The organism is Actinomadura spongiicola, from assembly GCF_003432485.1.
Classification (GTDB): Bacteria; Actinomycetota; Actinomycetes; order Streptosporangiales; family Streptosporangiaceae; genus Spirillospora; species Spirillospora spongiicola.
In genome coordinates, this window is sequence record NZ_QVNQ01000005.1 from 81,020 (window position 1) to 98,727 (window position 17,708).

At 75.0% G+C, this 17,708-nt stretch carries 19 protein-coding genes and 1 tRNA gene; 9 read left to right on the forward strand and 11 right to left on the reverse strand.

The window, feature by feature from the left end; translation table 11 throughout:
• Positions 1-140: 140 nt before the first annotated feature.
• Positions 141-932, forward strand: a complete 792-nt coding sequence (locus D0T12_RS16820; protein ID WP_117400559.1) for an SDR family NAD(P)-dependent oxidoreductase — start codon at positions 141-143, stop codon at positions 930-932.
• A gap of 357 nt (positions 933-1,289) precedes the next feature.
• Here D0T12_RS16820 and D0T12_RS16825 read toward each other — a convergent pair whose 3' ends face one another.
• Positions 1,290-1,802, reverse strand: coding sequence for a TIGR00725 family protein (locus D0T12_RS16825; protein ID WP_117400560.1), 513 nt, complete (start codon positions 1,800-1,802; stop codon positions 1,290-1,292).
• An 8-nt stretch (positions 1,803-1,810) separates the two neighbouring features.
• Positions 1,811-2,110: a 4a-hydroxytetrahydrobiopterin dehydratase gene (locus D0T12_RS16830; protein WP_117400561.1), complete on the reverse strand. Its 300-nt coding sequence runs from the start codon at positions 2,108-2,110 to the stop codon at positions 1,811-1,813.
• 26 nt (positions 2,111-2,136) lie between these two features.
• Between D0T12_RS16830 and D0T12_RS35375 the strand changes: the two genes are divergently transcribed.
• On the forward strand, positions 2,137-2,334 hold the full coding sequence (locus D0T12_RS35375) for a hypothetical protein (protein WP_158581519.1): 198 nt from the start codon (positions 2,137-2,139) through the stop codon (positions 2,332-2,334).
• A gap of 282 nt (positions 2,335-2,616) precedes the next feature.
• Here the strand turns inward: D0T12_RS35375 and D0T12_RS16835 are convergent, their stop codons facing one another.
• Complete coding sequence (locus D0T12_RS16835; protein WP_147339536.1) at positions 2,617-3,897, reverse strand: hypothetical protein; 1,281 nt, start codon at positions 3,895-3,897, stop codon at positions 2,617-2,619.
• Between the two features lie 89 nt (positions 3,898-3,986).
• Positions 3,987-5,102, reverse strand: a complete 1,116-nt coding sequence (locus D0T12_RS16840) for a hypothetical protein (RefSeq protein ID WP_117400563.1) — start codon at positions 5,100-5,102, stop codon at positions 3,987-3,989.
• Between the two features lie 316 nt (positions 5,103-5,418).
• Between D0T12_RS16840 and rsgA the strand changes: the two genes are divergently transcribed.
• Together rsgA and D0T12_RS16850 are read left to right on the forward strand one after the other, a co-directional pair.
• Positions 5,419-6,534: a ribosome small subunit-dependent GTPase A gene (rsgA, locus tag D0T12_RS16845; protein ID WP_199487507.1), complete on the forward strand. Its 1,116-nt coding sequence runs from the start codon at positions 5,419-5,421 to the stop codon at positions 6,532-6,534.
• Between the two features lie 8 nt (positions 6,535-6,542).
• Positions 6,543-7,115, forward strand: coding sequence for a GNAT family N-acetyltransferase (locus D0T12_RS16850; RefSeq protein ID WP_117400565.1), 573 nt, complete (start codon positions 6,543-6,545; stop codon positions 7,113-7,115).
• A 107-nt stretch (positions 7,116-7,222) separates the two neighbouring features.
• On the opposite strand, the gene D0T12_RS16855 is transcribed toward D0T12_RS16850, so the two are convergent.
• Positions 7,223-8,092 carry an ABC transporter permease gene (locus D0T12_RS16855; protein WP_117400566.1) on the reverse strand — a complete coding sequence of 290 codons (870 nt, stop codon included), beginning with the start codon at positions 8,090-8,092 and terminating at the stop codon, positions 7,223-7,225.
• Positions 8,089-9,078 carry an ATP-binding cassette domain-containing protein gene (locus D0T12_RS16860; protein WP_233526118.1) on the reverse strand — a complete coding sequence of 330 codons (990 nt, stop codon included), beginning with the start codon at positions 9,076-9,078 and terminating at the stop codon, positions 8,089-8,091. The genes D0T12_RS16855 and D0T12_RS16860 overlap by 4 nt, the downstream gene beginning before the upstream one ends.
• Before the next feature lie 106 nt (positions 9,079-9,184).
• Between D0T12_RS16860 and D0T12_RS16865 the strand changes: the two genes are divergently transcribed.
• Positions 9,185-9,901 carry a TetR/AcrR family transcriptional regulator gene (locus D0T12_RS16865; protein ID WP_117400568.1) on the forward strand — a complete coding sequence of 239 codons (717 nt, stop codon included), beginning with the start codon at positions 9,185-9,187 and terminating at the stop codon, positions 9,899-9,901.
• 50 nt (positions 9,902-9,951) lie between these two features.
• Here D0T12_RS16865 and D0T12_RS16870 read toward each other — a convergent pair whose 3' ends face one another.
• Entirely contained in the window at positions 9,952-10,353 is a 402-nt protein-coding gene (locus tag D0T12_RS16870; RefSeq protein WP_117400569.1) for a nuclear transport factor 2 family protein, read from the reverse strand.
• A gap of 100 nt (positions 10,354-10,453) precedes the next feature.
• Here D0T12_RS16870 and D0T12_RS16875 point away from each other — a divergent pair, with 100 nt between their 5' ends.
• Positions 10,454-11,164 carry a TetR/AcrR family transcriptional regulator gene (locus D0T12_RS16875; protein ID WP_117400570.1) on the forward strand — a complete coding sequence of 237 codons (711 nt, stop codon included), beginning with the start codon at positions 10,454-10,456 and terminating at the stop codon, positions 11,162-11,164.
• Here D0T12_RS16875 and D0T12_RS16880 read toward each other — a convergent pair.
• Together D0T12_RS16880 and D0T12_RS16885 are read right to left on the reverse strand one after the other, a co-directional pair.
• Positions 11,144-11,857 (reverse strand): RlpA-like double-psi beta-barrel domain-containing protein, encoded by a 714-nt coding sequence (locus D0T12_RS16880; RefSeq protein ID WP_233526119.1) that lies wholly within the window; start codon positions 11,855-11,857, stop codon positions 11,144-11,146. The genes D0T12_RS16875 and D0T12_RS16880 overlap by 21 nt on opposite strands.
• Positions 11,858-12,441: 584 nt before the next feature.
• Positions 12,442-12,903, reverse strand: coding sequence for a MarR family winged helix-turn-helix transcriptional regulator (locus D0T12_RS16885; RefSeq protein WP_117400571.1), 462 nt, complete (start codon positions 12,901-12,903; stop codon positions 12,442-12,444).
• A gap of 60 nt (positions 12,904-12,963) precedes the next feature.
• Between D0T12_RS16885 and D0T12_RS16890 the strand changes: the two genes are divergently transcribed.
• Complete coding sequence (locus tag D0T12_RS16890; RefSeq protein WP_117400572.1) at positions 12,964-13,722, forward strand: SDR family NAD(P)-dependent oxidoreductase; 759 nt, start codon at positions 12,964-12,966, stop codon at positions 13,720-13,722.
• An 84-nt stretch (positions 13,723-13,806) separates the two neighbouring features.
• On the opposite strand, the gene D0T12_RS16895 is transcribed toward D0T12_RS16890, so the two are convergent.
• A tRNA-Arg gene (locus tag D0T12_RS16895) sits at positions 13,807-13,878 on the reverse strand.
• A 265-nt stretch (positions 13,879-14,143) separates the two neighbouring features.
• Here D0T12_RS16895 and D0T12_RS16900 point away from each other — a divergent pair.
• Positions 14,144-15,601 carry a benzaldehyde dehydrogenase gene (locus tag D0T12_RS16900; protein WP_117400573.1) on the forward strand — a complete coding sequence of 486 codons (1,458 nt, stop codon included), beginning with the start codon at positions 14,144-14,146 and terminating at the stop codon, positions 15,599-15,601.
• 256 nt (positions 15,602-15,857) lie between these two features.
• On the opposite strand, the gene erm is transcribed toward D0T12_RS16900, so the two are convergent.
• Entirely contained in the window at positions 15,858-16,745 is an 888-nt protein-coding gene (gene erm / locus D0T12_RS16905) for an ErmE/ErmH/ErmO/ErmR family 23S rRNA (adenine(2058)-N(6))-methyltransferase (RefSeq protein WP_267900409.1), read from the reverse strand.
• A 568-nt stretch (positions 16,746-17,313) separates the two neighbouring features.
• On the opposite strand from erm, the gene D0T12_RS16910 reads away from it, so the two are divergent.
• A complete protein-coding gene (locus D0T12_RS16910; RefSeq protein WP_147339537.1) occupies positions 17,314-17,703 on the forward strand; it encodes a hypothetical protein in 390 nt (129 codons plus the stop codon).
• Positions 17,704-17,708: the final 5 nt, after the last annotated feature.

The following is a 17,708-nucleotide window of genomic DNA, read 5'->3' on the forward strand; positions in this document are numbered from 1 at the left end:
GCTCGCGACGATCACGTGGACCGCCTGGCCGGCGTCGGGGCACACCGCCTGCCCCCGCCTGGACCATGGGAGGCGGTCGTGCGGCGACGACCGGTCGGTGATCCGTGAGGGCACCTGCGACGCCCGTACACTGGTCGGTCATGGGCGATCACCGGTCACCGGTCCCGTATCTGTCGGAGTTGTTCTCGCTGGAGGGCCGGGTCGCGGTGGTGACGGGCGGCAGCTCGGGCATCGGCCGCGCGATCGCCGAGGCGCTGGGACGGGCGGGCGCGTCCGTCGTGGTGGTGGCGCGGCGGGAGACGGAGCTGACCGCGACCGTCCGGGACCTGGAGGGGCACGGCTGCCGGGCGGCGTGGGTCAGCGCCGACCTCGGTTCGCGGGACGGGGTCGCGCGGGCCGCCGAGGCCGCGGCGGCGGCGTTCGGGGAGCCCGACATCCTGGTGAACGCTGCCGCGGTGAACCTGCGGCCGCCGATGGACGAGCTCGGTGAGGACGTCTGGGACACCACGATGGCGGTGAACCTGGACGCGCCGTTCCTGCTCGGGCAGCGGTTCGGTCCGGCGATGGCCGCGCGGGGGTTCGGGAGGCTGATCCACATCGCGTCCCAGCAGGCGTTCCGGGCGTCGGTGACCAGCGGCGCCTACGGGGTGTCGAAGGCGGGGCTGGTGGCGTTGGCCCGGTCGCAGGCCGAGGCGTGGTCGAGCCGCGGTGTCACCGCCAACACGCTGGTGCCGGGGTTCGTGATGACGCCGCTGAACGCGCGGCTGGCGTCGGACCCGGAGATGACGCGGGCCCTGGCCGCCCGGACGATGACCGGCCGCAACGGCCTGGCCGTGGACTTCGCGGGCGCGGCGGTGTTCCTGGCGTCGGCGTCGGCGTCCTATGTCACCGGACAGTCGATCTTCGTGGACGGCGGCTACTCCGCCCACTAGGTGGCTGCCGGCCCTGCCGTTCCGAGACCGACCGCCGCCGAGCACTCCCGCACCGGCCACACCCCGACGATCAGGCCGCGTTCCGTTCACCGTTGCGGCTGGACCGGACCGAAGCGCGACGATCGCGTGGATCGACTGCCTGTCGTCGGGGCACACCGCGTGATCCCTTAGCGGGCGTCAGCTCATCCAGTCCACCTGGGCCCTGGGAGGCGGTCGGGTGGCGGCGAGCGGTCGGCGCCCTACGATCACCACCGCGGTCGCACCGCGCCCGGCGGCCTCCCACCCGCCGGCCGCGTTCACAGCCTCCCGGGACAGAGCAACCGGCGGGTGGCTCGTCCCGGCTCTGGGAGGGCGGGGTCAGGGGTCGAACAGGCCGGTGGCGTGGACGGCGGCGGCCGGGTCGGTGGCGTGGACGATTCCGCCGACGGGGTGGCCGTCCTCGTCGTGGATCCGCCATCCGCCGAGTTGGACGACGGGGACGGTGCCGCGGCGCATCGCCAGTGCCAGTTCCGCGAGCGTCCCCCAGGATCCGCCGACGACGATGACGGCGTCGGCGGCGTTGACGATGACGGCGCCGCGGCCCTGGCCGAGGCCGGTGGGCAGCGCGATGGTCAGGTCGGGTCCGGCGGCGGCGCGGTCGGCGGCGGGCAGCATCCCGACCGTGACGCCTCCGGCGGCGCGGGCGCCGGCCGCCGCGGCGGCCATGACGCCGCCGAGCCCGCCGCAGAGCACGACGGCGCCGTGCCCGGCCAGCAGCCGCCCGGTCTGGTAGGCGTGGTCCCACTGCCGTTCCGTGCAGTCGGCGGGCCCGCACACCGCCACCTGCACGGCCCCGGGTTCGGCCCTCCGCTCCGCTCCGTGTTCGGACATGGCGAGCGTTACCGGGCGCCGTGCCGGGCGGCGATCCGGTCGATCTCGGCGGCGAGGTCGAAGTCCCGGGCGGTGAGGCCGCCGGCGCTGTGGGTGGTCAGCGTGAAGGTCAGGGTGCGCCAGCGGATGTCGATGTCGGGGTGGTGGTCGGCGTCCTCGGCGGCGCGGGCGACGTCGGTGACCACGTCGATGCCGGTGAGGAACGAGGGTGCTTTCACCTGCCGGTGGATCCGGTCGCCGTCGCGGTTCCAGGCGGGCAGGTCGCGTAGGCGGTCGGTGACGGCGGTGTCGTCGAGGGTGTCGCCCATGAGGTGTGCCTCCGTTTCGTCGGCCCGTGCTCGTCCGGGAACGTCCGGTCCCCGTTTTCGAGTACATCACGCGTCGTCGTCCCGGCCGGGCCCAGGTCAGCGGCCCGGGGTGCCGGGTCTCGTGGGACGGCGCGGCGAACGCCCGCGACCCGAGCGGACTCCCCTACTCGACGGCCGGACCACACGCCGCGTCCGGGTCCCGCGCGGACGACTCGGCGTCGTAGTCGTCGGTGAGAAGCCGCACGTCGGTGACCGTGAGGTCCGGCGGGCCGGCGCACGGGCCCGGCGCCTCGGCTGGACCGGCCGTGTGGTCGGGGGCCGGGCTAGATCGTTGTTGGGGGTTTGCTGAGCAGGTCGCGGGCATGGTGAGGGGGCGCCCATGATCAGTGTGTGAAGACCGGCCCCGCGGACGCGGTCCCGGCCGGGTGCTCAACGACGCCCCGACCAAGCGATCACTGATCGCCTACGACCACTGACCAGAGCACTCGGGATCCCCCAGTAACGATCTAGGGGCGTGGTGTGGTGTCGTCGGGTGGGGTCGGCGCGGTGATCTCCACGTGGACCTCGACGGAGTCGAGGGGGTCGGCGGTGGCGTCGGCCCACGGGTCGGTGGCCGGTTCCACGGTCGCCTCGACGACGACGGCCCCCGCGGGCGCTCCGGGCGCGGCGGGTGCCGGGGTGGAGCGGGTGGCGGTGGTCCAGGTGGTCTTGGCGACGTCGACGACGACGTCTCGGGAGACCTCGACGATGAGGCCGCGCAGGGCGTCCTTCATGGCGAGTTTGAGGGCGTCGCGGATCAGTTCGCGCAGGACGGCCTCGATCGCGGCGGACGCGGCGCGGGCGGCGGTCCGCAGCGCCAGGTCCCGGGCGGTGCGGGCCAGGTCGCTGCCCGCGGCGGCGGTGAGCAGATCCCCGGCGGCGCGGGCGGCGCCGGTGAGGGGCGCGAGTTCGGCCGGGACGCCGCCGGGGGGCGCGGCGGCCTGGGCGGCGGCGTGTGTGGCGGCGCGGGCGCGGTCGCGCAGTGTGCCGGCCAGGTCGCGGGCGGTCTGCTCGGCGGTCTCGCGGACGACGCGGGCGATGACGTCCCGGCCGACGATCATGGCGGCGTCGACGGCGGCGTCGGTGACGGCGTCGACCGCGGCGTCCACGACGGCCTTGGTCGCGGCCTGCACGATGGGTGTCGACACCGTCGCGGACACGGTCGCGGTGACGGTGCGTCCGGCGACGTCGCGGGCGGTGGCGGTGGCGGCGCGGGCGAGGGGGTGGCCGGTGGCCAGGCGGCGCGCGGCGGCGGTGAGGGGGTGCCGGGCGGCCTGCTGCGCGGCCTGTTCGGCGAGGGTCATGGCGGTGGCGGCGGCCTCGAACGCGGTCGCGGTGGCGGGGTTGGCCGCGGCGGCGTCGCGGGCCTCGGTGACGGCGCGTTCGGCGACGGCGGTCGCGGTCCGGACGGCGGCGTCGCGGGCGGCCTGTTCGATCGCCCTCATCACCGGTGTTCCCGCCATCTGGTCCAGGACGCGGGTCGCGGCGACCGCGGCGGCGTCGCGGGCCGCCGCGGCGACGGGCTCACCGGCGGTGGCGGCGATCCGCGCGGCGGCGGGGGCCAGGGCGTCCCAGATCTCTTCCAGCCGCGCCGCGGCGGCCCGATCGGCGCGTTCGGCGAGGCCGGTGCCGGGACGGCCGGTGCCGTCGGTTCGCTCAGCGCGCGAGTCGGCGGATTCCACGGTGCCGCGCAGGGTGCCGTGCAAGGTGTCGTCCGGGGCGTCGTCCCGGGTGTCGTTGTCGTCCACGGCCACTCCCCTTGTCGTGATCCGCCCCCAATTCACCATAACTTCCGAAGTCGGTCGCCGGTTCCGGTCACTGTCCGCCCAGTGTCCGCTCAGTGTCCGCAGGACGGGCAGGGGACGCGGGTGCGGCGGGCGTAGGCGTGGGCGGCGACGGCCATTCCGGCGCCCCACAGCAGGTAGGCGGGGACGGCGACCCAGAAGAAGGACTCGGGCAGGTCCAGGCCGCCCTCGGCGGGGAACGGGTTGCGTCCGTGGAGCCGCTCCCAGATCATCTGCAGCAGCATCAGCCCGAAGTAGACGGTGAGGCCGCCGGAGATCGCGGTGCCGGGCCACAGGACCAGCGGTCGGGGGACGCGGCGTCCGCGCAGGGCGGGCACGAACCGTGGCCAGGTACGTCCGAAGGAGTGCACCAGCGCCGGCGGCAGGAGGCAGCCGCCGAGCAGGAACCCGGCCTCGAACAGGACCGCCGAGGGCCCGCCGGACAGCGGGGACCGGTCGAACCCGACGACGGCCTGCGCGGCGACGCGGGTGAGGCATCCGGCGACGGCGAGGTAGGCGGCCCAGAACGCCCACGCGGGGGTGCGCGCGAGCGGCCCCGCCGCGCCGCGGCGGCGCCCGCAGCGGATGCATCCGGGGCGGGTGCGGCGGGTGTGGGCGCGGGCGGACAGGCCGGTGAGGATCCCGCCGGTGACGCAGGCGGCGCGGCTGAGCGCGCCGAGCGGGTAGAACCGGACGCCGAGGCCGGGCAGGACCGCGCCGATGACGTCGAGCAGCAGCAGCGCGCCGGACGCGACCAGGCACACCGCGGCCGTCCACGCCGCCGCCGACAGGGCCCGGCGGGGCAGCGGCCCGAGCGTGTCGGCGCGCGGGACGGCGAGCGCGGCCAGGATCACCGCGGCGGCCCCGCACAGCGCGGCGGCGGCCCAGCCGGTGAAGGCGACCAGGTCGGTGCCGACGGGCGACAGGTCGTCGGGCTGGTGCCCGGACGCCCAGTGGACGCGCAGGGCGCCGTAGGCGGCGACCCAGGCGAGTGCGACGAGCGGCAGACGCCCCCGCGCGGCCCGGCCCGCGGCGAAGCGCCGGCCGTGGTCGTGGTCGTGGTCGGGGGTGGGGTCGGGGGTGGGGGTGCCGGCGCGGTCACCACGGTCATTGAGGTCCGGACGGTCACTGAAGTCCGGACGGGGGTGCTTGCCGAGGATGGGGGCCATGGCCCGATCATGTGCGCCGGCCGCGGGCCGGTGCCTCCCCGCCGCGGCCGATCCTCGTCCCCCGTGCGGTGGACCGAGAAAAAGGGGTTGGCGGTGCCCTCCGCCGGAGGGTAGTGTCGCCTGCGGACCCGTGAGGAGGTGAGGACGAATGGCCGTCACTGCGGTGACCGCTGCCCGCGGCAGCGTTCAGCCCGTCCTCATGTTCCGGGCCGCCGGCTGACCCGTTCCCCGCAATCACCGATTCGGCGTCGATCCGACGTCGTCGTCGTTGCGGCGTGTCCGCGCCGGGGCCCTCTCACACGAAGGTTCCAAAGCATTGTCTTCCCCATCAGCGGGGTCGTCCCTGGCCGCATACGGCTGGGGTACGGCCCTGGAGAACGAGTTCACTTCCTACCGCGCCGCGGGGCTGGTCCCCGGGCGTGTGGCCGCGGTCGACCGCGGCCTGTGCGACGTGGTCACCGAGTCCGGCCCGCAGCGGGCCACCTTCGGGCCCGTCACCGGTTCCGTCACCGGGTCCACCGCCGGGTCTGATGATCCGGTTGCGGCGCCGTGCACGGGCGACTGGGCGGCGTTGCGTCCGGACGGCCCGGACGGTCGTCCCGCGGTGGCGGCGCTGCTGCCGCGCCGGACCGCGATCGTGCGTTCGTCGGCGTCGCGGGACTCGCACGGCCAGGTGCTGGCCGCCAACGTCGACACCGTCGCGATCGCGGTGTCGCTGGAGACCCGCCTGGATCTGGGGCGGGTGGAGCGGCTGCTGGCGTTGGCGTGGGAGAGCGGGGCACGGCCGGTGGTCGTGCTCACCAAGTCCGACCGCGACGACGACACGGCGTCGGCGTTGGAGCGGGTCGCCGCCGTCGCGCCGGGCGTGGACGTGGTGGCGTGCTCCGCCTCGACCGGCGACGGCGTCGACGTGGTCCGCGCCGTCTTGACCGGGACGGTGGTGCTGCTCGGCCCGTCAGGCGCGGGCAAGTCGACGCTGGGCAACGCGCTGCTGGGCGCGGAGGCCCTGGCGACGGACGCCGTCCGGGACCGGGACGGCAAGGGCCGCCACACCACGGTGCGGCGGGAGTTGCTGCCGTTGCCGGGCGGCGGTGTCCTGATCGACACGCCGGGGCTGCGGGGCGTGGGTCTGGTCGAGGCGTCCGCGGGTCTGGAGCGGACGTTCGCCGACATCGAGGACCTGGCGGCCGGGTGCCGGTTCGGTGACTGCGCGCACCGGGCCGAGCCGGGCTGCGCGGTCCTGGCTGCCGTGGAGGACGGGGTGCTGCCGCGCCGCCGCCTCGACAGCTACCACAAGCTGTTGCGCGAGAACGAGTGGGCGGCGGCGCGGACCGACGCGCGGCTGCGCGCCGAGCGCAACAACCGGTGGAAGGTCGTCATGCGCGAGCAGCGACGCAGATACCAGGAGCGCGATCGGGGGCGGGGCCGGTGACGGGGCCGATGACGTGGACGGTCAGGCCGGAGACGCCCCAGGACCGGGCGGCGGTGCGCGCGGTGGTCGCGGCGGCGTTCCCCACTCCCGCGGAGGCGGACCTGGTGGAGGCGTTGCGCGGTGACGCGGCGTGGGTGCCGGGCCTGTCGATGGTAACCGAGCCGCAGGTCGCCGAGCCGCAGGTCGCCGGGGCGCCGGACGGCGGTCCCGCCGAGATCACCGGTGTCGCCGGGTACGCGTTGGCGACGCGGTGCCGGGTCGGCGGGGTGGACGCGCTGGCGTTGGGGCCGGTGGCGGTGGCGCCCGAGGCGCAGAGCCGGGGCTGTGGCGGCGCGGTCGTCCGGGGCGTCCTGGACGCGGCGGCGGCGCGTGCGGCCGGAGGCGGGGAGCGGCTGGTGGTCGTGCTCGGTCATCCGGAGTACTACCCGCGGTTCGGGTTCGTGCGGGCGTCGACGCTCGGGGTGTCGGTGGCGTTTGAGGTGCCGGACGAGGCGTTGATGGTGATGGTGCTGGACGGGCCGGGCCCGGTCCCGTCCGGCCCTGTCGCCTATCCGGCGCCGTTCGGGGTGCCGAACCCGTAGGGCGCGGGTGAGGCCGGGGGGCAGCGTCCGGCGGTGACCGGGCGCGGCCCCTGAACCGGTGACCGGCCGGTCGACCCGAGATCGTCGATCCCGGGTCGGCCGGTCGGTCAGCGGCCGCGGCGGCGGTAGGTCCGCACCGACAGCGGAACGAAGATCACCAGGAGGAGCGCCGTCCAGCCGAGGGTGGCTGCGACGGGGTGCGCCAGCGGCCACGCCGGATCGCCCGCGGGGCCGGCCGCCGGGTCGACGGTGGGGCCCGCGGTGGGCGCGCCGGGGTTGCCGAACAGGTCGCGGCAGGCGGCGGTGAGGGCGCTGACGGGGTTCCATTCGGCGATGACCCGCAGCACGGTGGGCATCTCGCCGGTCGGGACGAACGCGTTGGACAGCATGGTGATCGGGAACACCAGGGGAAGGAGCTGGTCGGCGGTGTGCTCGTTCTTCACCACCAGGCCGAGGTAGCAGCCGACCCAGCTCAGCGCGTACCGGGCCAGGAGCAGCAGCAGGAACGCCTGGGCGGTCGGTACGAGGCCGCCGTGGGCGCGCCATCCGACGACGAGCCCGGTGGCGGCCATGATGGTCAGGCCGAGGACGCCGTTGAGGGCCTCGGCTCCGGTGTGCCCGAACGGGACGGCGGAGCGGGCCATGGGCAGGGCCCGGAACCGGTCCATGACGCCGCGGGAGGCGTCGGTGGCCACGCGGAGGGTGACGGCCATGGTGGAGGTGAAGGTGACCATCGCGAACAGGCCGGGCATCAGGTATTCGCGGTAGTTCCCGCCGCCGGGCACGTCGATGGCGCTGCCGAACACGTACCCGAACAGCACCACCATGATCGCGGGGAAGATCAGCGCGGTGATGAGTTGGCCGGGTTCCTGGCGCAGGCGGCCGAGTTCGCGTTCGACGAGGGTGAGACCGTCGGTGAGGGCCCAGCGCGCCCGCGCCGCCCGGGACGGGCAGGCGGTGGCGGGGGCGGCGGTCATCGGGTGCCGCCGTTCACCGGCGCGGGACCCGTGACGGCGGTGTCGGTGTCGGGGCGGGGGGTGTCGGTGAGGCGGAGGAACACCTCGTCGAGGGTGGGGCGGCGGAGCGCGACGTCGGCGGCGGTGACGCCGGCGCCGTCGAGTTCGCGGACGACGTCGGCGAGCCGGACGGTGCCGGGGGCCAGGGGGACGGTGAGGCGGTCGCCGTCCAGGGCCGGGTGGTTTCCGGTGAGGGTGTGCAGGAGGGCGGCGGCCGTGCCGGCCGTGGCGGGGTCGTCCAGGACGACGTCGAGGCGGTCGCCGATGGAGGCCTTGAGCCGGTCGGGTGGGCCGGTGGCGATGACGCGGCCGTGGTCGACGACGGCGATGTCGTCGGCGAGCCGGTCGGCCTCGTCCAGATACTGGGTGGTGAGGACGACGGTGGTGCCGTCGGCGGCGAGTTCGCGGACGTTGTCCCAGATGTCGCCGCGGCTGCGGGGGTCCAGGCCGGTGGTGGGTTCGTCCAGGAACAGCACCTGGGGCCGCAGGATGAGGCTGGCGATCAGGTCGAGGCGGCGGCGCATCCCGCCGGAGTAGCCGGCGACGCGCCGGTCGGCGGCGGCGGTGAGGCCGAAGCGTTCGAGCAGTTCGTCGGCGCGGCGGCGGGCGGCGGGGCGCGACAGGTGGTGCAGGCGGCCGAACATCCGCAGGTTGCCGCGGCCGGTGAGTTTCTCGTCGACGGCGGCGCGCTGCCCGGCCAGGCCGATCCGGGCCCGCACCTGGTCGGGATGCCGGGCGACGTCGTATCCGGCGACGCGGGCGCGGCCGGAGTCGGCGTCGGCGAGGGTGGCCAGGATCCGCACGGCGGTGGTCTTTCCGGCGCCGTTGGGGCCGAGGACCCCGCAGACCGTTCCGGCGGGGACGGTGAGGTCGAGCCCGTCCAGGGCCTGGACGTCGCCGTGGCGTTTGCGGAGCGCCTCGGCGACCACGGCCGGTTCGTCGGTCACGGGAACCTCCTCTGGGTACGGCGTACGCAACGGGTGTGCCGCCAGGGTAGACATCTGGGTACGACGTACGCAACTAGACTGCTCAGATCGACGAGGAGGAGGTTCGTTGACCGGCGACCATGTCAGCATCTGGTCGGTCCCCGAGTGGCGGGGCCGCGGCCCCCGCCCCGCCTACAGCCGCGGGCGGATCACCGAGGCGGCGATCCGCGTCGCCGACGCCGACGGGCTGGACGCCGCGTCCATGCGCCGCATCGCCGCCGAGCTCGGCACCGGCGCGATGTCGCTGTACCGGTACGTCCCCTCCCGCGGCGACCTGCTCGACCTGATGGCCGACCACGTCCTGGCCGAGATGGACATCCCGGACCGCCCCTCGGGCGACTGGCGCGCCGACCTCACCCTGATCGCCGACCGGACCCGCGCGCTGTGGCTGCGCCACCCCTGGTTGGCGGCCCTGCGCCGGCCGGGCCCCGCGCTCGGCCCCAACCGGCTGCGGCTGACGGAGTTCGCGTTCGGCGCCCTGGACCTCGGCATCCCCATCGACGACATGTTCGCGCTGCTGGAGATGCTGAACGGCTATGTCGAGCGGGCGGTGCGCGGCGAGCTGGACTGGACCCGCGAGACCGAGAAAAGCGGCCTGACGCCCGAACGCCAGATGATGCTCAGCGCCCCCTACGTCCGCGAACTGCTGGCGTCCGGCGCGTACCCGATGTTCGAACGGCTCATCAGGGAGGCGCGCCTGCCGCACATGACCCCCGACGAGCATTTCCGCTACGGGCTGGACCGCGTCCTGGACTGCATCGCCGCCACCCTCCCGTCCCGCTGACCGTCCCGCGACGTTCCCCGGGCCGGGTCATCCCCGTTCCCGGGGCCGGGTCATCCGCCGAGCGGCACCCCCCGGGGCACGACGGCGCGGCGGCGGATCCGCCAGCCGTCGGCGCCGCGCACCAGCGTGTCCTCGTAGGTGACGCTCGCGCAGGTGCCGTCGGCGCCGACGCCGATGCCCTTGGAGCGGGCGCCGACCAGGCCGTCGCCGAGCGCCGTGAGCACCACGTTGGTGACGTGGTGTCCGACCGGGTTGCCGGCGCCGAGTTCCCGCGCCGCCCGCGCGCAGGCCGCGACGCCGCGCAGCGGCGGCCGTCCGAGGCCCGACAGGTCGTGGACGACGTCGGGGGTGAACACCTCGTCCAGCCGGTCGAGCTCCCCGGCGTCGCACAGGTGTCCGTGCAGGTGGAGCACCTCGGTGATGGCGGCCCGGTCCTCGTGCGTCACGTCCATGCGAACTCCCTCGCCGCGCCGAAACGGGGATATCCCCGTTTTCATTCGTGTCCTAGCATAGGTGGGGAGTTCCCCGTTTCGCTGCCGATGGAGCCGTGTGATGGCGCGCAGGGCCGACGCCGCCCGCAACGCCGGGTTGTTGCTCGCCGCGGCCCGGGAGTTGTTCGACGAGCACGGTCCCGAGGTCGCGTTGGACGAGGTCGCGCGGCGCGCGGGGGTCGGCAACGCGACCCTCTACCGGCATTTCCCCACGCGCGGCGACCTGCTGGTCGCCGTGTACGCCGACGAGGTGGACGCCCTGTGCGCACGCGGCGCCGCCCTGCTCGACGCCCCGGTTGCGGTGGAGGCGCTGTTCGGGTGGCTGGACGGCTTCGTCGTCCATGTCGCGACGAAACGGGACCTGGCGTTGGCGGGCACCGCGGGCGCGGCGGGGCGGCGGACCGCGCTGTTCGGCCGCTGGCACGAGGCGATGCGCGTGACCGCCGGTCGGCTGCTGGAACGGGCCCGGGGCGAGGGCGGCGTGCGCGCCGAGGTGTCGGTCGAGGACCTGTTGGCGCTGGCGTCGGCCGTGGCGGTGGCCGGTCACGGCCCCGACCACGCCCGCGACCTGCTGGCGCTCATGCGCCACGGCCTGACCGACCCCTGCGAGCCCCATCACGGCGGGTCCCATCACGGCGGGCCGAATCATGCCGTGTCGGGTCATGCCGTGTCGGGTCACGACGGGGCAGATCGGGGCACGTCCGCTTCAGGTCGGGATGGGTCGAGTCAGAGCGGGTCGGCTCAGGGTGGGTCAGGTGGGGGCGGGGCGTAGGGACGCGTCGCGGAGGGTGGTGTAGAGGGGGGTGTCGGTGAACCCGGGGCCGGTCTCCTCGCCGATGTAGAGGTCGATGTGGCGGGTGCCGCCGAGGCCGGGGGTGAACTCGTCGACGATGGTCCATCGGGTGGTGCGGAACCGGGCGCAGACGGCGTCGTCGATGGCGGCGCCGTCGTCGTCGTGGCCGCAGCGGGTGATGGTGAAGTGGTGGCCGGGCGGCAGCACCGAGCGGTCGGCGGCGGCCGACCGCCAGGGGCGCAGGGGGCGGCCCGCGGTGTCGCGGGGCGCGGTGTCCAGCCAGTAGCCGACGTCGTAGGACCAGTTGAGGTAGCGGCCGCGGTGGGGGCCGCTGGTGATGCGTCCGGTGCCCTCGTCGTGGACGGCCTGGACGAAGTCGGCCGGGTAGGCGCCGAGGGCGTCGCGTCCGCGGTGGCATTCCAGTCGGGGGCATCCCCGCACGGCGCGCCGGGGGCCGTGGTGGAACGACTCCACGGCCGTGTAGTAGACGGTGGCCGTCCAGCCGGGAGACTCGGCGGGCGGTGGCCGGGCGTCGCCGTGCTCTTGCGCCGCGGCGCAGGCCGTACCGGCCGCCAGGACCAGCGCGGCGGCGCCCAGCAGTGCCGGTCCGCTCGCACGGCCGTGTCCGCGGCGGTGTCCGTGGGGTGCCGTGTGGGGGGATGTCCGTAACATGGGTCGGGCCGTGGCTCTTTCCGCTCGGTGCCGCACATCCGGGTCGCCGGTGCGATCCTACGGCGTCCCGCTTCGGGACGCCCCGCGCCCCGACACGGTGTGTCGCCGGCGATCTCGCCGGCGTCGTGGCGGCCCTGCCGCGCGCCGCCCCACCGCGTCGAGGGACGCCGGTCGTTCTCCTTCATCGCGTCCCGGAGCTGCTCGGCTTCCCCGCGCTCGGCCGAGCACCCGCCGACCGCTTTGTGGCGGCACGACCTTGTCCCACCTCGCGTCGGCATTCCGCTGCGGAAGCCGGCGCGGCCGCGCGACGTGGCCGCGCCACGTGGCCGAGGCGGTCGCATGTCGGCACGGTCGACCCTCGTCCGCGCCAGGGCGTCGCGGCCGTTCTCCGCCGCGACGAGTGCCGGTGTCGGCGGGCGACGCCGTGGACGATCTCGCGTTGGGTGCGTCCTCGCCGGTGGTGTGGACCCGGGCCGCTTCTTCGAGGGCCGCGCGTCGTGAACGCCGTCCTGGAGCCCGCCGTGTTCGGTATCGCGGCCGCTCGCCGGGACGCGACGTGCCGCGACGTGCCGGGGCGTGGGGTCTCATTCTTCGGTGAGGGCGACCTCTCCGACGAGGCCGCGGAGGCGGTCGTTGGCGTTTTCGAGGGCGGTGAGGGTGATCTCGCGCTCGTGGGCGGTGGCCGGGCCGAGGGTCTGGTCGGCGAGCCGGGCCCAGGCGTGTTCGATGGCGGGGACGAGGCGGTGTCCGGCGTCGGTGACCACGATGCGGACCCGGCGGCGGTCGGTGGGGACGCTCTCGCGCCGGAACCAGCCGCCCGTCTCCAGCCGGGCCAGGCTGCGGGTCACGGTCGGCGGCTCGATGCCGAGCCGTGCCGCCAGTTGCGAGACCGTCATCCCCTCGGGCTCCTGCGCCAGGATCCACAGCAGGACGTCCTGTCCCGGGTGCAGTCCGAGCGCGGCGAGCTCGCGGGCCTTCGCGGCACGGTAGAGCTTGCTCATCTTGTTCAGCGCCCGGTTGACGCGGATCGCCTCGCTGACATCCACGCACCGATCATACGGGTGTATAGTCGGCTAATAATTAGTCGGCTAACCATTGGAGGGATCGTGGATCTCGGAGTGAAGGGGCGGGTCGTCCTGGTGACGGGTGCGTCCGGCGCCATCGGCGGCGCGGTCGTGCGGGCGTTCGCGCGGGAGGGCGCCGTGGTGGCCGCGGGCTGGCACCGTGGCGAGGACCGCGCCCGGGCCCTCATCGACGCGGTCACCCGGGAGGGCGGGACGGGCACGACGGTCCGGATCGACCAGCGGGACGAGGGGACGATCCACGCTGCGGTGCGTCAGGTCGAGCGTGAACTCGGGAACGTCGAGGTCCTGGTCGCCAACGCCGTCTCCTGGCCGGCGGGGCCCGCGGAGACGTGGGACACCCTGACCGACGGCCTCACCGCGAACGCGGTCGGGCCGCTGGCGGTGGTCGACGCGGTCCTGGCCGGGATGAGGAGCGCGGGCTGGGGGCGGCTGGTGCTGGTCTCCTCCGACGTGGTCGACCAGCCGGTGCCCGTCGCCGTCGCCTACCCCGCGGCCAAGGCCGCGTTGGAGACGGCGGCGAAGGTGCTCGCCGTCCGTGAGGCCCGGCACGGCGTCCTCACCAACGTCGTCCGCCCCGGCTTCACCTTGACCGAGCGGGCGTTGACCACGCCCTGGCTCGGGCAGAAGGCGGTGGACGCCGAGGCCGCCAAGACGCCGACCGGCCGCATCGGCACCCCCGAGGACGTCGCGTCCACCGTCGCCTACCTCGGCTCGGCCGCGAACGGGCACGTCAACGGTGAGGTTCTGGCCGTGACGGGCGGCCGTCACCTGACCCGCTGACCGGCGCGCGGACGGCGGTGGGCGCAGTGGTGGGCCCGGCGAGCGGGGTCGCGGGGTCCGGGGTGCCGGACGTGGCGTGCGGGGTCTCCCCGGCAGGGATCGAACCTGCGCTCCCGGCTCCGGAGGCCGGTGCTCTGTCCGCTGAGCTACGGGGAGGCGGACCCCGCCCCCAGGGTGACAGCGGGGACGGGGCTGCCCGAAAGCCCCGGATACGGTCCAACCGGACCGCCCGGAGTACCCTCAGGGTGCCCCGCCCGCACCGCCGCCCGCAACGCAATATCGCCCGCGACGCGGTATCGCCGGTGGCGAACTTTCCACTGAGTGGAACGGAGTGGTTCCGGCGCGCCGGCCGGCCCGGCGAGGCTGGACCCGGGGATCCGCGGGCCACGCGCGGGCCCGTGCCCGGCACCGAGGAGGAACGATGGCGTTGCTCGACCCCGGCGTGTGGACCGGCAAGGTCTTCGACGGCGGCTGGGCCGCCGCCGCCGGCGGCGTCTACGACGTCACCGAGCCCGCGACCGGCGCGACGCTCGGCGCCCTCGGCCGCGCCGACGCCGCCGACGTGGAGCACGCCGCCGAGACCGCGGCGTCCGCGCAACGGGACTGGGCCGCCCGCTCCTACGAGGAACGCGCGTCCGTGCTCCGCCGCGCCGGGCGGCTGTTCGAGACCCACACCTCCGACATCCAGGACTGGATCGTCCGCGAGGCCGGGTCGATCCCGGCGAAGGGGGACGTGGAGGCGCACTTCGCCGCGAGCCTGTGCCACGAGGCGGCGGCCCTGGCCTCCCACCCCCAGGGCCTGGTCTTGCCGTCGACACAACCCCGGTGGAGCCTGGCGCGACGCCGCCCCGCCGGCGTCGTCGGCGTGATCTCCCCGTTCAACTTCCCGCTCATCCTGGCGATGCGGTCGGTGGCGCCCGCGCTCGCGCTCGGCAACGCGGTCCTGCTGAAACCCGACGCGCGCACCGCGGTGAGCGGCGGCGTGATCATCGCGCGGATCTTCCAGGAGGCCGGGCTGCCCGAGGGGCTGCTGCACCTGCTGCCCGGCGGCCGCGAGACCGGGGAGGCGGTCGTGGCCGCGCCCGAGGTGCGGGTGGTGTCGTTCACCGGCTCCACCACCACCGGACGCGCCATCGGCGAGAGCTGTGGCCGGCTCCTCAAACGCGCGCACCTGGAACTCGGCGGCAACAACGCCCTGATCGTCCTGCCCGGCGCGGACGTCACCGACGCGGTGTCGGCCGGAGCCTGGGGCTCCTACCTGCACCAGGGGCAGATCTGCGTCACCGCCGGACGGCACCTGGTGCACCAGAGCCTGCACGAGGAGTACGTCGCCGCCCTCGCCGACAAGGCCGACAAACTCCCCGTCGGGAACCCCGCCACCTCCCCCGTCGCGCTCGGCCCGCTCATCGACCACACCCAGCTCGACCGCGTCCACGACCTGGTCCGCCGCACCGTCGCCGCCGGGGCCCGGCTCGCGGCCGGCGGCACCCACGAGGACCTGTTCTACCGCCCGACCGTCCTGGCCGAGGTCACCCCCGGCATGCCCGCCTACGCGCAGGAGGTGTTCGGGCCGGTCGCGCCGGTCGTGCCGTTCACCACGACCGAGGAGGCGATCGCGCTGGCCTCGGCCAGCGAGTACGGCCTGTCCCTCGGCATCCTCGGCGACGTCGGGCAGGCGATGCGGATCGCCGACGCGGTCCCGACCGGCATGGTCCACATCAACGACCAGACCGTCAGCGACGAACCCATCGTCCCGTTCGGCGGCGTCGCCGCGTCCGGGAACGGAGCCCGGTTCGGCGGCGCCGACGCCAACATCGAGGCGTTCACCGAGACCCAGTGGGTCACGGTCCGCGACAAGATCCCCACCTACCCGTTCTGACCCCACCTTCCCGCCGCGTCCTTCCGCCCGCGCCGAGGTCGCTGGGGGATGTGCGCGTGACCTGGACGCAGACCGGCCGCAGCCGCCGCGACCGGGCGCCGCGTAACTGGTCACGCGCCGGGACGCGGCGTGACGAGCGGCGTGACGAGCGAGCGGGCCGCGGGCCGGCTCGCCGATGGCTCGCTGCGCGAGGCAACGCCGAGATCCACCTCGAAGGCCCCGGACCCGGACACGCGTTGTCCTGACCCGGCACGTTTCACGGGGCGTGCCCGTGCAGGACGCGTGCCACCGCGACCCACTGGTCGGGGTGAACGTGCGCGACGACCGCGCCGCGCGGCACCCCCGCCACGGCGAACGCCGCGTCCACCCTCGCCCGCGGATACGCCCGCCGCAGCGACGCGTGCAGGGTGCCGCCCACACCGGTGAACCCCACCTCCACGCACCGGACGTAGGCGTCCATCGCCGTCGGCGGCAGCAGCGGCCGGTCCCGGCGGTCCAACCGCAGCACCGCCGAGTCCACCCGCGGGACCGGACGGAACCGGTCACGGGGCACGCGCATGCCCATCCGCCAGGAGAACACCGGCCACGTCCGCACCGTCACCAGGCTCCACCGCCCATAGTCCCCGGCGCGTTTACGGGCGTACTCCACCTGCGTGACCAGCGTCGCCGACTCAAGACCGGGCGCGTCCAGCGCCCACGCCACGATCCGGGACGTGGCCGCGTACGGGATGTTGCCCGCCAGGTGAAACGGGCCGCGCGGGGGCCGGGCGCGCAGGAAGTCACCGGTCACGTACCGGACGTTCGGCAGGTCCCGGCACCGCTCGGCCAGCCGCCGCGCCAGGACCGGGTCGATCTCGTAGGCGATGACGCGCCCGGCCCGGGCCGCCAACGCGGCGGTGATCCGGCCGTCGCCGGCACCGGCCTCCACGACCAGGTCGCCCGGCCCGTCACCGACGGCGCGGGCGTAGCGGGCGATGACGGCGGGGTCGGCGAGGAAGTTCTGCGACAGCTCACGGCGCGCACGACCACGCGCGGTGCCGTTCCGGGCGCCGCGGGCCGCGCCCGGGGTGTTGGAAGTGCCCGAAGTGCTGGGCGTGGCGCGGGCACTGCGGGTGTTGCGGGTGTTGCGGGTGCGTGGGTTCACGGTGGGTGTCCTCGGATTCCGGCCGTGGACGGCCGGGCGGGACGGGCCTCACCCGAGGCTCACCGGACAGGCGCGCGGCGTGACCCGGGACCGGGCGGCCCGTCCGAAACGGTCGGGGGACGCTCGGAAGCCCTGGACACACCGCGAGTGAAACCGACACCCACGCGGGACACACCGCACGGGGAAGCACCCTGAAACGGGCCACGCCGCGACGCGGCGGCGTCGCCCACGGGCACGACACGCGTGCCCGTCGACATCGGCGGACGGCCACGACGACCGTGCACCGCCGGAAAGGGTCAGAAGAGTCAGGCGCCGAGGCGCACCGGGCGGTCCAGGACGGGACGACCCTCACGCAGCCGTACGTACGCGGCCACGAAGACGGTCACCCGGACCGCGCTCTTGGTAAAAGCTGACATGACCGACAGGGTAGACGACCCGCACCGCCGCCCCCACCGGATTTTTCGTAGTTAAAGCCCGCCCGACTCCCCGTTTAACCCTCTTGACGTGGGCAATCACAAAACCACAACCCCCGGTGACCGGAACCCGCCGAGGTCAAGGAGGACCCGTCGTGTACCGAACACACGAGATGCGGAAAATCCGGACCGAACAGTCCGGGCGCGAGGAATGGGCCTGTCCCACCTGCGGCCGACGGATACTCCTGCGCTGGCCTCCGCACTACGAGAAACAGGTCATGGAAACCGGCGACGAACGGGCCTGCCACGTCGGCCGCGCCGCCGACGACCCGGCCACCGTCCCCCCGGTGACGACCGGGCAACGGCAGGAGACCGGTCGACGGCAGTGGCGCGACGCGCGCCGCTGGCTCCGCGAGACCGGCGTCTACGACATGCCCGCCCCGCCGCACGGTCCCGCGGCGGCGGCGTCACCGGCCCCGGCGTCGGCCCCAACGTCGACGCCGCCGCCCGCACGGACCCACCTCGGCCCCACGAAGCCCCTCTGACAGAA

Coding starts and splice junctions, on each gene's coding strand:
- D0T12_RS16850 (WP_117400565.1), top strand. CDS start 6,543: ATGACGTGGACGGTCAGGCCGGAGACGCCCCAGGACCGGGCGGCGGTG.
- D0T12_RS16880 (WP_233526119.1), bottom strand. CDS start 11,857: ATGTTACGGACATCCCCCCACACGGCACCCCACGGACACCGCCGCGGA.
- D0T12_RS16900 (WP_117400573.1), top strand. CDS start 14,144: ATGGCGTTGCTCGACCCCGGCGTGTGGACCGGCAAGGTCTTCGACGGC.
- D0T12_RS16840 (WP_117400563.1), bottom strand. CDS start 5,102: ATGGCCCCCATCCTCGGCAAGCACCCCCGTCCGGACTTCAGTGACCGT.
- D0T12_RS16875 (WP_117400570.1), top strand. CDS start 10,454: ATGGCGCGCAGGGCCGACGCCGCCCGCAACGCCGGGTTGTTGCTCGCC.
- D0T12_RS16825 (WP_117400560.1), bottom strand. CDS start 1,802: ATGTCCGAACACGGAGCGGAGCGGAGGGCCGAACCCGGGGCCGTGCAG.
- D0T12_RS16870 (WP_117400569.1), bottom strand. CDS start 10,353: ATGGACGTGACGCACGAGGACCGGGCCGCCATCACCGAGGTGCTCCAC.
- D0T12_RS16855 (WP_117400566.1), bottom strand. CDS start 8,092: ATGACCGCCGCCCCCGCCACCGCCTGCCCGTCCCGGGCGGCGCGGGCG.
- D0T12_RS16830 (WP_117400561.1), bottom strand. CDS start 2,110: ATGGGCGACACCCTCGACGACACCGCCGTCACCGACCGCCTACGCGAC.
- D0T12_RS16820 (WP_117400559.1), top strand. CDS start 141: ATGGGCGATCACCGGTCACCGGTCCCGTATCTGTCGGAGTTGTTCTCG.